The 12,884-nt window shown below is 63.7% G+C and carries 11 protein-coding genes; all 11 read left to right on the forward strand.

Going from position 1 to position 12,884, the window contains the following annotated elements; all coding sequences use genetic code 11:
• The first annotated feature begins 13 nt into the window (after window positions 1–13).
• The 11 genes from mraY to lpxC all read left to right on the forward strand — a co-directional run bounded on the left by mraY (window position 14) and on the right by lpxC (window position 12,768).
• Window positions 14–1,183, forward strand: a complete 1,170-nt coding sequence (gene mraY, locus ACYVNQ_RS25795) for a phospho-N-acetylmuramoyl-pentapeptide-transferase (RefSeq protein WP_460906143.1) — start codon at window positions 14–16, stop codon at window positions 1,181–1,183.
• Window positions 1,184–1,205: 22 nt separating this feature from the next.
• On the forward strand, window positions 1,206–2,723 hold the full coding sequence (gene murD / locus ACYVNQ_RS25800; protein WP_460906145.1) for a UDP-N-acetylmuramoyl-L-alanine--D-glutamate ligase: 1,518 nt from the start codon (window positions 1,206–1,208) through the stop codon (window positions 2,721–2,723).
• Complete coding sequence (gene ftsW, locus ACYVNQ_RS25805) at window positions 2,720–4,012, forward strand: putative lipid II flippase FtsW (protein ID WP_460906147.1); 1,293 nt, start codon at window positions 2,720–2,722, stop codon at window positions 4,010–4,012. The genes murD and ftsW overlap by 4 nt, the downstream gene beginning before the upstream one ends.
• Window positions 4,009–5,136 carry an undecaprenyldiphospho-muramoylpentapeptide beta-N-acetylglucosaminyltransferase gene (murG, locus tag ACYVNQ_RS25810; protein ID WP_460906149.1) on the forward strand — a complete coding sequence of 376 codons (1,128 nt, stop codon included), beginning with the start codon at window positions 4,009–4,011 and terminating at the stop codon, window positions 5,134–5,136. The genes ftsW and murG overlap by 4 nt, the downstream gene beginning before the upstream one ends.
• Window positions 5,133–6,530 (forward strand): UDP-N-acetylmuramate--L-alanine ligase, encoded by a 1,398-nt coding sequence (murC, locus tag ACYVNQ_RS25815; RefSeq protein ID WP_460906151.1) that lies wholly within the window; start codon window positions 5,133–5,135, stop codon window positions 6,528–6,530. Before murG ends, murC begins: the two co-directional genes overlap by 4 nt.
• The gene (locus tag ACYVNQ_RS25820; RefSeq protein ID WP_460906153.1) at window positions 6,527–7,468 is read left to right on the forward strand and encodes a D-alanine--D-alanine ligase; all 942 of its coding nucleotides are present in this window, start codon (window positions 6,527–6,529) and stop codon (window positions 7,466–7,468) included. Before murC ends, ACYVNQ_RS25820 begins: the two co-directional genes overlap by 4 nt.
• Before the next feature lie 10 nt (window positions 7,469–7,478).
• A complete protein-coding gene (locus ACYVNQ_RS25825; protein WP_460906155.1) occupies window positions 7,479–8,231 on the forward strand; it encodes a cell division protein FtsQ/DivIB in 753 nt (250 codons plus the stop codon).
• Between the two features lie 27 nt (window positions 8,232–8,258).
• Window positions 8,259–9,491 carry a cell division protein FtsA gene (ftsA, locus tag ACYVNQ_RS25830; protein WP_460906157.1) on the forward strand — a complete coding sequence of 411 codons (1,233 nt, stop codon included), beginning with the start codon at window positions 8,259–8,261 and terminating at the stop codon, window positions 9,489–9,491.
• 105 nt (window positions 9,492–9,596) lie between these two features.
• Complete coding sequence (ftsZ, locus tag ACYVNQ_RS25835; RefSeq protein ID WP_460906159.1) at window positions 9,597–10,796, forward strand: cell division protein FtsZ; 1,200 nt, start codon at window positions 9,597–9,599, stop codon at window positions 10,794–10,796.
• A gap of 231 nt (window positions 10,797–11,027) precedes the next feature.
• The gene (locus tag ACYVNQ_RS25840) at window positions 11,028–11,531 is read left to right on the forward strand and encodes a redoxin family protein (RefSeq protein WP_460906161.1); all 504 of its coding nucleotides are present in this window, start codon (window positions 11,028–11,030) and stop codon (window positions 11,529–11,531) included.
• A gap of 319 nt (window positions 11,532–11,850) precedes the next feature.
• Entirely contained in the window at window positions 11,851–12,768 is a 918-nt protein-coding gene (lpxC, locus tag ACYVNQ_RS25845; RefSeq protein WP_460906163.1) for a UDP-3-O-acyl-N-acetylglucosamine deacetylase, read from the forward strand.
• The last annotated feature ends 116 nt before the right edge of the window (window positions 12,769–12,884 follow it).

A 12,884-nucleotide genomic window follows, 5' to 3' on the forward strand; every position in this document is an offset into this window, starting at 1 on the left:
AAGGAAACCAGGCATGCTACTGGCGCTGGCGCAATGGCTGCAGAATGACGCAAGCTTCTTGCGCGTGATCAGTTATCTGACTTTTCGCGCGGTCGCAGCGACGATTACCGCGCTGCTGATCGGGCTGGTCTGTGGTCCGTGGGTGATCCGCACGCTGACCGCGATGAAGGTCGGCCAGGCGGTGCGCAAGGATGGTCCGCAATCGCACCTCGTCAAATCGGGCACGCCGACCATGGGCGGCGTGCTGATCCTGCTCGGCATCGCTGTGTCGACGTTGCTGTGGGCCGACCTGACCAACCGCTTTATCTGGATCGTGATTCTGGTGACGTTCGGCTTTGGGCTGATCGGCTGGGTCGACGATTACCGCAAGGTGGTCTACAAGGACCCGCGCGGCATGTCGTCGCGCGAGAAGTATTTCTGGCAATCGGTGATCGGCCTGTTCGCAGCGGTGTATCTGGCGTTCAGCGTGTCCGAAGCGAGCAACGTGCGCGTATTCGACCTGTTCATGGCGTGGGTGCGCAGCGGCCTTTCGATGGGCCTGCCGGCACGCGCCGACCTGATGCTGCCGTTCCTCAAGTCGATCAGCTATCCGCTCGGCGTCTGGGGCTTCATCGCACTGACCTATCTGGTGATCGTCGGCTCGAGCAATGCGGTGAACCTCACCGACGGCCTCGACGGCCTCGTGATCATGCCGGTCGTGCTGGTCGGCGCGTCGCTCGGCGTGTTCGCGTACGTGATGGGCAGCGCGGTGTACTCGAAATATCTGCTGTTCCCGCACATTCCCGGCGCAGGCGAACTGCTGATCTTCTGTTCCGCGATCGGCGGGGCGGGGCTTGCCTTCCTCTGGTTCAACACGCACCCGGCGCAGGTGTTCATGGGCGACGTCGGCGCGCTGGCGCTCGGCGGCGCGCTGGGCACCGTCGCGGTGATCGTGCGCCAGGAGATCGTCCTTTTCATCATGGGCGGCATCTTTGTCGCCGAAACGCTTTCCGTGATGCTGCAGGTCACGTGGTTCAAATACACGAAGCGTCGCTTCGGCGAAGGCCGGCGCATCTTCAAGATGGCGCCGCTGCATCACCACTTCGAGCTGTCCGGCTGGAAGGAAACGCAGGTGGTGGTGCGCTTCTGGATCATCACGTTGATGTTGTGCCTGTTCGGTTTGTCCACGCTCAAGTTGCGCTGAGCAGCAGAAAGGAAAGCAAGCGATGTTCGGCGAGAAGTTCAGGGATCGGCAAAAGCCGATGGTGCTCGTGCTGGGGCTCGGGGAATCGGGCCTCGCGATGGCGCGCTGGTGCGCGCGGCACGGTTGCCGCCTGCGTATCGCCGACACCCGCGAGGTGCCGCCGGGTCTGGCCGCGCTCGCGCAGCACAACATCGACGCCGATTTCGTCGGCGGCGCGTTCTCGCCGGTCTTGCTCGAAGGCGTCGAACTGGTGGCGATCAGCCCGGGCTTGTCGCCGCTTGCAGCGGATCTGGTGCCGCTGATCGCGGCGGCGCGCGAGCGCGACATTCCGGTGTGGGGCGAACTCGAATTCTTCGCGCAGGCGCTGAAAACGCTCGGCGAAAGCGGCTACGCGCCGAAGGTGATCGCGATCACCGGCACCAACGGCAAGACCACGACGACCAGCCTCACCGGCTTGCTATGCGCGCGCGCCGGCAAGACGGTCGCGGTGGCCGGCAACATCAGCCCGGCCGCGCTCGACAAACTGACTGAAGCAATCGACAACACCGCGTTGCCCGATATCTGGGTGCTCGAACTGTCGAGCTTCCAGCTGGAAACCGCGCATACGTTCGCACCGGATGCGGCGGTCGTGTTGAACATCACGCAAGACCATCTCGACTGGCACGGCGGGCTCGATGCTTACGCGGCGGCGAAGGGCCGCATCTTCGGCGCGAATACCGTGCGCGTGCTCAATCGCGACGACGCACGCGTGATGGCGCTCGCGCCATCCGCGGCGAGCGGCGCGCAAACGATGGTCACGTTCGGCACCGGCGAGCCGGCGCGCGACGGCGACTTCGGTTTGCTGCGCGACAACGGCATGATCTGGCTGACCGAAGCACAAGACCGCGACGCCACCGACGATCCGACGCCGACCCGTCGCCGCAAGAACGAAGCCGCGATTCCGCCGAACATCGGCTTGAAGCGCCTGATGCCCGCCGACGCGTTGCGCATCCGCGGTCTGCATAACGCCACCAACGCGCTGGCCGCGTTTGCGCTGGCGCGCGCCATCGGCCTGCCGGGCGCGCCGCTGCTGCACGGTTTGCGCGAATACCACGGCGAGCCGCATCGCGTCGAACTGATCGCATCGATCGAAGGCATCGACTACGTCGACGACAGCAAGGGCACCAACGTCGGCGCGACGGTCGCCGCGCTCGATGGCCTCGCGCAGCGCGTCGTGCTGATCGCCGGCGGCGACGGCAAGGGCCAGGAATTCGAACCGCTTGCCGCACCGGTCACGCGCTGGTGCCGTGCGGTGATGCTGATCGGCCGCGACGCACCGCTGCTGCGCGCCGCACTCGCCGATACCGGCATTGCGCTACACGATCACGCGACGCTCGAAGAAGCGACACGTGCGGCGAGCACGCTTGCACAACCCGGCGACGCAGTGCTGCTGTCGCCGGCCTGCGCGAGCTTCGACATGTTCAAGGGTTACGCGCACCGTGCGGCGGTGTTCCGCAGCACGGTCGAAGAGATCGCGGCCGAACGGGGGACGATGATATGAGCTGGTCTGAACGCTTTGGATCGCGCCTGTCCGGGCAGCGCGGCTCGGTGGGTGCGTCGGTAGGCAGCGCGTCGGCGGCGGGCGGACGCGCCGCGGGCGGCGTGGGCGGTGGTCTGGCGAGCGCCGTCAATGGCGTGCGGCCGCTGCGCTCGCGCATGCTCGATTACGACCATTCGCTGCTGTGGGTCGTGGTCGCGCTGCTCGGCCTCGGCGTGGTGATGGTGTACTCGGCGTCGATCGCGATGCCCGATTCGCCGAAGTACGCGTCGTACCGCGACTACGCGTTCCTCGTGCGACAGATCCTGTTCGTCGGGCTCGGCACGGTGACCGGCGTGATCGCGTTCCGCATTCCGATTTCGACGTGGGACAAGTACGCGCCGAAGCTGTTTCTGATCGCGCTGGTGGCGCTGGTGATCGTGCTGATTCCGCACGTCGGCAAGGGCGTGAACGGCGCGCGCCGCTGGATTCCGCTCGGTATCACGAACATGCAGCCGTCGGAAATCATGAAGCTGGCGGTGACGATCTACGCCGCGAACTACACGGTGCGCAAGCAGGAGTACATGCACAGCTTCGCCAAAGGATTTTTGCCGATGGGCTTCGCGGTCGGCGTGGTCGGCATGCTGCTGCTGCTCGAGCCGGACATGGGCGCGTTCATGGTGATCGCGGCGATCGCGATGGGCCTGCTGTTTCTCGGCGGCGTGAACGGCAAGATTTTCGGCGGCCTGGTCGCCACCGCGGTGGGCACCTTCACGCTGCTGGTGTGGGCGTCGCCGTGGCGCCGCGAGCGGATCTTCGCGTATCTCGATCCGTGGGACGACCGCTACGCGCAAGGCAAGGCGTATCAGCTGACGCACTCGCTGATCGCGTTCGGCCGCGGCGAATGGTTCGGCGTGGGCTTGGGCGGCAGCGTCGAAAAGCTCAACTACCTGCCTGAAGCTCACACCGACTTCATCCTCGCGGTGATCGGCGAGGAGCTCGGCTTTGTCGGCGTGATGGTGGTGATCCTGATGTTCTACTGGATCGTGCGCCGTTCGTTCGAAATCGGCCGTCAGGCGCTCGCGCTCGACCGCACGTTTGCGGGGCTGGTCGCGAAGGGCATCGGCATCTGGTTCGGCGCACAGACCTTTATCAACATGGGCGTGAACCTCGGCCTGCTGCCGACCAAGGGTTTGACCTTGCCGCTCGTCAGCTACGGCGGCTCGGGCATTTTGCTGAACTGCCTCGCGGTTGCAGTGCTGATGCGCGTCGACTATGAAAACCGGGTGCTGATGCGCGGAGGAAAAGTATGACGCGTGACGTCACCGCTTCGCGCACGCTGATGGTGATGGCCGGTGGCACCGGGGGACACGTGTTCCCGGGGCTTGCGGTCGCGCACCTGATGCAGGCGTGGGGGTGGCGCGTCGTGTGGCTCGGCAATCCGTCCGGCATGGAAGCGACGCTGGTGCCCAAGCACGGCATTCCGATGGAGTTCGTGCGTTTCGGCGGCCTGCGCGGCAAGGGCCTCAAAACCAAGCTGATGCTGCCGGTGAACCTGCTGCGCGCGTGCACGCAAAGTCTCGCGGTGCTGCGCAAGGTGAAGCCGGACGTGGTGCTCGGCATGGGCGGCTACATCACGTTCCCGGCGGGCGTGATGACCTGGCTGTCGGGCCGGCCGCTGGTGCTGCACGAACAGAATTCGATCGCCGGTCTCGCGAACAAGGTGCTCGCGAAATTCGCGAAGCGCGTGCTGGTCGCGTTTCCGGACGCGCTGCCGCACGCGCAATGGACCGGCAATCCGATTCGTGCGGAACTTGCGCGCGCGCCGACACCTAACGCACGGTACGCGGCACGTAGCGGTCCGCTGAACGTGCTGGTGGTGGGCGGCAGTCTGGGCGCCGCCGCGCTGAACGAAGTGGTGCCGCGCGCGCTGGCGCTGCTCGCGCCGCAACAGCGGCCGCGCATCGTGCATCAGGCGGGCGCAAAACACATCGACGCATTGCGCGCGCACTACGAGGCTGCCGGCATTGCAAGCGGCGACGACGTGCAACTCGTGCCGTTCATCGACGACATGACGAGCGCCTACGCGAATGCCGATCTGGTGATCTGCCGTTCGGGCGCGATGACAGTCGCCGAGATCGCGGCGGTGGGCGTGGCGGCGTTCTTCGTGCCGTTCCCGCATGCCGTCGACGATCACCAGACAACCAACGCAGCGTTTCTCGCCGACCACGGCGCGGCGCTGCTCATGCAACAACGCGACCTGTCGGCGGAAAAGCTCGCCGACTGGCTGCGCAGCCAGACGCGGGCGACCCTCGCGCAAATGGCAGAGCGTTCGCGCTCGCTCGCGAAACCGGATGCGACTGAACAGGTCGCGCAGATCTGCGCGACTGTCGCAGGGGTAACGTCGAGCGCGAGCCTGGAAGGAAGGCAATCATGAAACACATCGTCAAACATATTCATTTCGTCGGGATCGGCGGCGCCGGTATGAGCGGCATCGCGGAGGTGCTGGTCAATCTCGGCTATCAGGTCAGCGGTTCGGATCTCGCGCGCAACGCGGTGACCGAGCGTCTGGCTGCGCTCGGCGCGCGCATCGCGATCGGGCACGACGCAGACAACATTGAAGGCGCGAACGCGGTGGTGGTGTCCACGGCAGTGCGCAGCGACAACCCGGAAGTGCTCGCGGCGCGTCATCGCCGCATCCCGATCGTGCCGCGCGCGGTGATGCTGGCGGAACTGATGCGCCTGAAGCAGGGCATCGCGATTGCCGGCACGCACGGCAAGACCACGACCACCTCGCTGGTGGCGAGCGTGCTCGCGGCCGGCGGGCTCGATCCGACCTTCGTGATTGGCGGCCGGCTCATCAGCGCCGGCGCGAATGCGCGTCTGGGCACGGGCGACTTCATCGTCGCCGAAGCGGACGAATCCGATGCGTCGTTCCTGAACCTGTTCCCGGTAATCGAAGTCATCACGAACATCGACGCCGATCACATGGACACCTACGGCCACGACTTCGCGCGGCTCAAGCAGGCGTTTATCGAGTTCACGCACCGGCTGCCGTTCTACGGCATCGCGGTGCTGTGCGTCGACGATCCGAACGTGAAGGAAATCCTGCCGTTCGTGTCGAAGCCGATCATTCGTTACGGTTTCGCGCCCGATGCGCAGGTGCGCGCGGTGAACGTGGTGGCGCGCGAAGGCTGCATGCATTTCACCGCGATGCGCGAAGACGCGGCGCCGATCGACATCGTGTTGAACCTGCCCGGCACGCACAACGTGCAGAACGCGCTCGCCGCAATTGCGATTGCGACTGAACTTGAAGTGAAAGATGCCGATATCCAGCGAGCGCTGGCGGAATTCAATGGCGTCGGCCGGCGTTTTCAAAGATATGGCGAAGTGCCGATCGCAAACGGCGGCGCGTACACGCTGGTCGACGACTACGGGCATCACCCGGTCGAAATGGCCGCGACGGTGGCCGCGGCGCGCGGTGCGTTTCCGGACAAGCGTCTGGTGCTCGCGTTCCAGCCGCATCGATTCACGCGCACGCGCGACTGCTTCGAAGACTTCGTGAAGGTGCTGTCGACCGTCGATGCGCTGGTGCTGACCGAAGTCTATGCGGCCGGCGAAGCGCCGATCGTCGCTGCGGATGGTCGTGCGTTGACGCGCGCGCTGCGTGTAGCAGGAAAGATCGAACCGGTGTTCGTCGAAACGGTTGATGAAGTGCCGGATGCGCTCGCCGCCGTCGTGCGGCCGGGCGATGTGGTGATCACGATGGGTGCGGGTTCGATCGGCGGCGTGCCGGGTCGGCTTGCCGCAGCAAATGAAGGTGTGAAATGAGCAGTGTAGATCCGAAGGTTTTCGGCAAGGTGGCGGTGTTGCTCGGCGGCGTGTCCGCTGAGCGCGAAGTGTCGCTGAACTCCGGTCGTCTGGTGTTGCAAGGCCTGCGCGACGCGGGCATTGACGCGCATCCGTTCGATCCGGCGGAGCGCGAACTCGCGGCATTGAAGGATGAAGGTTTCGCGCGCGCGTTCAACGCGCTGCACGGCGGTTATGGCGAAAACGGGCAGATTCAGGGCGCGCTCGATTTCTACGGTATCCGCTATACGGGCAGCGGCGTGCTGGGATCGGCGCTCGGTCTCGACAAGTTCCGCACCAAGCTCGTGTGGCAACAGCTCGGCGTGCCGACGCCGCCGTTCGAAGCGGTGTTACGCGGCGACGACTACGCGGCGCGCGCGAAGGATATCGTCGCGAAGCTCGGCTTGCCGCTGTTCGTGAAGCCGGCTAGCGAAGGTTCCAGCGTCGCGGTAATCAAGGTGAAGGCGGGCGACGCGCTGGTCGCCGCGCTCGAAGAAGCGGCGCAGTACGACAAGATCGTCGTGGTCGAACAGAGCATCGAAGGCGGCGGCGAATACACCGCGTGCGTGTGCGGCGATCTCGATCTGCCGCTGATCCGCATCGTGCCGGCCGGCGAGTTCTACGACTATCACGCGAAGTACGTCGCGGATAACACGCAGTACCTGATTCCGTGCGGTATCGCGCCGGCTGAAGAAGCAAAGCTGAGGGCGCTGTCGCGCCGCGCATTCGACGTGTTGGGATGCACCGATTGGGGCCGTGCCGATTTCATGCTGGACGCGGCAGGCAATCCGTATTTCCTGGAAGTGAACACCGCGCCGGGGATGACCGATCACTCGCTGCCGCCGAAAGCGGCGCGCGCAGTCGGCATCAGCTATTCGGAGCTGGTGGTGAAGGTGTTGTCGCTGACGCTGAAGGACTGATCGACCGCTCATGTGGAACAACGTACGCCAGCTCAATCTCGCCGCCAACGCACTGCATGCGTTGTTGCTGCTCGTGCTGCTGGCAGCCGGCGCGTACTGGCTGACGCAGCGCCCGAGTTTCGCGCTGCGCGAGATCCGTATCGACGGCGACACCGAGCACATCAACTCGCCGACGGTGCGCACGACGGTAGTAGGGCGGCTGAAGGGCAATTTCTTCACCGTCGATCTGGACGCGGCGCGCCAGTCGTTCGAGCAGATGCCGTGGGTGCGTCATGCGAGCGTGCGTCGCGTATGGCCGAACGCGCTGGCGGTGACGCTCGAAGAGTACCGGCCGCTCGGCACGTGGGGCACCGATCAGCTGGTGAGCGTCGACGGCGAGTTGTTCACCGCGAACCAGGGCGAGCTGGACGACGACCTGCCCGCGTTCGACGGCCCAGATGGATCGGCGAAAGAAGTGGTCGCGCGGTATCACGATTTTCAGAAGTGGTTTGCGTCGATTGGCGCCACGCCGGATGAAGTGACGCTGTCGCCGCGCTATGCGTGGACGGTGAAGCTGTCGAATGGCATGCAGGTCGAGTTCGGCCGCGAGCGCAATCAGGACACGCTGATGGATCGCAGCAAGCGCCTCACCGCGGCGTGGTCCGCGGTCACGCAACGCTGGGGTAAGGACATCGAATATGCGGACTTGCGTTATCCGAATGGTTTTGCGATTCGTGCAGCTGGCATGCGCTTCATTACGGAACCCGACAAGGGCAAGAAGTAACAGGACATCACTCGCAATGAGCACGCTATGAGTAAAGACTATAAAGATCTGCTGGTTGCCCTCGACATCGGGACGGCGAAAGTCGTGGCTATCGTCGCCGAGCTGAAAGGGGAAGGGCACTACGAGGTGATCGGCCTCGGCCAGAGCGAGTCGAAGGGGCTCAAGAAAGGCGTGGTGGTGAACATCGAGGCCACAGTGCAGTCTATTCAGCGGGCGCTCGAAGAAGCGGAGCTGATGGCCGACTGCAAGATCACGAATGTGTTTACCGGCATCGCCGGCAGCCATATCCGCAGCTTCAATTCGAGCGGGATGGTGGCGATCAAAGAGAAGGAAGTGACTCAGGCGGATGTCGCGCGCGTGATCGAAACCGCGAAGGCGATCAACATCCCGACGGATCAGCAGGTGCTGCACATCCTGACCCAGGAATTCATCATCGACGGCCAGGAAGACGTGCGCGAGCCGATCGGGATGAGCGGCATCCGGCTCGAGGTGAAGGTGCATATCGTGACCGGCGCGGTGAGCGCGGCGCAGAACATCGTGAAATGCGTGCGCCGTTGCGGGCTCGAAGTGAACGATCTGATCCTGCAGCCGCTCGCGTCTTCGCTGGCGGTGCTGACGGACGACGAAAAGGAACTGGGCGTGGTGCTGGTCGATATCGGCGGCGGCACGACGGATATCGCGATTTTCAGCGAAGGCGCGATTCGCCATACCGCGGTGATTCCGATCGCCGGCGATCAGGTGACGAGCGACATCGCGATGGCGCTGCGCACGCCGACGCCGGATGCGGAAGACATCAAGGTCAGCTACGGCATTGCGAAGCAGGCGCTGGCCGATCCGGACGAGATGATCGAAGTGCCGGGTCTGGGCGAGCGCGGTCCGCGCACGCTGTCGCGCCAGGCGCTGGCGGCGGTGATCGAGCCGCGTGTCGAAGAACTGTTTTCGCTCGTGCAGCAGGTGGTGCGCGAGTCGGGTTACGAGGAACTGTTGAGCTCCGGTGTGGTGCTGACCGGCGGCGCATCGATGATGCCCGGCATGGTCGAGCTCGGCGAGGACATCTTTCTGAAGCCGGTTCGCATTGGCGTGCCTGAATACGCAGGCGGCCTCGCTGACGTAGTGCGCAATCCGCGCTACTCGACGGCGATGGGCCTTCTGGTCGAAGGACGCTCGCAACGGATGCGCGGCCGCAAGGTTGCTGTGCAGTCCGGCTCGATGGGCCAGGTGTTCACGCGCATGAAGGACTGGTTCCTCGGCAACTTTTAACGAATCGAAATTCGCGCCGGTGCCGGCGGCCGGCGCGCGACAGGGGGTTGCCCGATCTCCTGCCGAATAACGGCCGATTAAGACTTTTTTCTTGACGGAGGCAATATGGAATTCCAGATGCTGGAAACGGAAACCAACGGCACCATCATCAAGGTGGTAGGCGTGGGTGGTGCTGGCGGCAATGCCGTGCAGCATATGATTAACCGCAGCGTGCAAGGCGTCGACTTCATCGTGATGAACACCGACGCGCAAGCGCTGTCGCGTTCGCGCGCGACCGAGGTGATCCAGCTCGGCCGGACCGGTCTCGGCGCAGGCGCCAAGCCGGAAATGGGTCGTGCGGCAGCCGAAGAAGCACGTGAGCGCATCGCCGATGCACTGCGTGGCGCGCACATGGTGTTCATCACCGCAGGTATGGGTGGCGGCACCGGCACGGGTGCGGCACCCGTGGTCGCACAGATCGCAAAGGAAATGGGGATTCTGACGGTCGGCGTAGTCAGCAAGCCGTTCGAATTCGAAGGCGGCAAGCGCATGCGCGTCGCCGAAGCAGGTTCGCAGCAACTGGAGGATCACGTCGACTCGCTGATCGTCGTTCTGAACGACAAGCTGTTCGACGTGATGGGCGACGACGCCGAGATGGACAAGTGCTTCCAGTGTGCTGACGATGTGCTGAACAACGCAGTGGCCGGTATCGCCGAAATCATCAATGTCGACGGTCTGGTCAACGTCGACTTTGAAGACGTTAAGACGGTGATGGGCGAGCAGGGCAAGGCGATGATGGGCACGGCGACGGTTGCCGGTGTCGATCGCGCACGTCTGGCGGCTGAACAGGCCGTCGCGAGCCCGCTGCTCGAAGGCGTCGATCTGTCGGGCGCGCGCGGCGTGCTGGTCAACATCACGTCGAGCCGTTCGCTGCGTCTGTCGGAAACGCGCGAAGTGATGAACACCATCAAGAGCTACGCAGCCGAGGACGCAACGGTGATCTTCGGAGCCGTGTACGATGACGCGATGGGCGATGCGCTGCGCGTAACCGTCGTGGCAACCGGCCTTGGCCGCACCGCCAAGAAGCAACAATCGGCACCGATGACGCTGCTGCGCACCGGTACCGACAACGCCCCGGTCGGCCACACGCTGCAACACGGCTACGTCACGCAACCTGCGCAGACGGCAGCCGATTACGGCTCGCTGGATACGCCGGCCGTGTGGCGCACGTCGCGCGATACCGCGGCTTCGCATGTGCAGGCGCTGCAGGAAAAGGGCGTCGACACGTACGACATCCCGGCTTTCCTGCGCAAGCAGGCGGACTGACACGCGAGGAGCGGGCTTTCGTTGCGGCGCAGAGGGTTGCGCCCGCACGAATGCACCAGCGTGACAGGTGGAACAGCTCAGGCAGACCGCGTTTTTCTGGTTAGCGCGCGGTCAGGACAGGTGCCCTCTTCGTTTTTATGAAGCGGTGCGGATCACTGTTGCCGGATCAGTTACCCACCTGGCATGGCAACGTGCGAGCAGGCTCCCGCATCATCGAGTGAAGGAACGAGCATGATCAAAACTGGTGAAAAACTGCCCGAAGCAACCGTCTTCGAAATGATCGAGGAAGAACGGGCAGGCTGCACGATCGGACCGAACAGTTTCGACGTTCGCAAGGAAACGGCGGGCAAGCGCGTGGTGATCTTCGGATTGCCGGGCGCCTTCACGCCGACCTGTTCGGCCAAGCATGTACCGGGTTATGTCGAAGCGGCGGAGAAGTTGCGATCCGCGGGTATCGACGAGATCTGGTGCGTGTCCGTCAACGACGCGTTTGTGATGGGCGCGTGGGGACGCGATCAGCGAACCTCGGGCAAGGTACGCATGATGGCGGACGGCAGTGCAGCGCTGACCAGAGCGCTCGGTCTGGATCAGGATTTGTCGGCGCGCGGCATGGGCATCCGCTCGCAGCGCTACGCGATGGTGATCGACGACGGCGTGGTCAAGACGCTGAACGTCGAGGCACCCGGCAAGTTCGAAGTAAGCGATGCGCAGTCGATTCTCGCGACGTTGAAATAGTCGCGATGGCGTGAAGCTGCAGTTGGGCGTATTCTGTTGCGCCGCGGCAACGGCAGCATGACGTCTTTGTGACAGGCCATTACTTGACGCGGATGTGTCGTATTACGCGTCATAGGTGGCCGTCCCAGCAGGGCCGACAGCCGGGAACGCCTCCATTCCGGTGTGTCGGCCCGCACTACCTCGTGACTTGCGTGGTTTGCGTAACGTCACGAAACAGATTGATACGACCAGCCGGCGGCGAGCCGTGGGCGGATAGAGTATACTTCGCCCTATGGCTTAAAAGTCCCGATTGGGATTTTCAATCGAAAAGAAGATCACCATGTTGAAGCAGCGCACTATCAAATCGATCGTCAAGACGGTCGGCATCGGCTTGCATTCGGGCCGCAAGGTGGAGCTCACGCTCCGCCCGGCTGCCGCGAATACTGGCATCGTGTTCTCGCGCGTGGATCTGCCCACGCCGGTCGACATTCCCGCCTCGGCGATGGCCGTGGGCGATACGCGGCTGGCGTCGGTGCTGCAGAAAGACGGCGCACGCGTCTCGACCGTCGAGCATCTGATGTCCGCATGTGCCGGTCTCGGGATCGACAATCTGTATGTCGACGTGACCGCCGAAGAAATCCCGATCATGGACGGCAGCGCTTCGTCGTTCGTATTCCTGATCCAGTCTGCCGGCATCGAAGAACAGAATGCCGCGAAGAAGTTCATCAAGGTCAAGAAGCCGGTCGAAATTCGCGACGGCGACAAGTTCGCGCGTCTCGAACCGTTTTTCGGTTTCAAGCTGAAGTTCACGATCGATTTTCGTCATCCGGCGATCGACAAGACCGGGCAGGCGCTGGAAGTCGATTTCGCCAATACGTCGTATGTGCGCGAGATCGCGCGTGCCCGTACGTTCGGCTTTGCGCATGAAATGGAAATGATGCTCGAAGCAGGCCTCGCGCGCGGCGGCAGCCTCGATAACGCGATCGTGCTCGACGAATACCGCATCCTGAACAACGACGGCCTGCGTTATGACGACGAGTTCGTCAAACACAAGATGCTCGATGCGATCGGCGATCTGTATGTGGTTGGGCATCCGCTGCTGGCTTCGTACGATGCGTACAAGTCGGGGCACGGGCTGAACAACGCGTTGTTGCGCGAGTTGCTGGCGCATGAGGATGCGTATGAGATCGTCACGTTCGACGATCCGCAGAAGGCGCCGCGTGGTTTTGCGTATGACACGCAGACGGCGTTTGCGTAACGTGAGTACAGCAGTTGGTCTGGTTGTGCGGCGGTAGAGCCCCCAGCCAGCGCTGATGAAGAAAGCGGCCCGATGGGCCGCTTTTTTTATGCGAGCGCGTTTATCCGCACGCTTTG

Source organism: Paraburkholderia jirisanensis, from assembly GCF_054782355.1.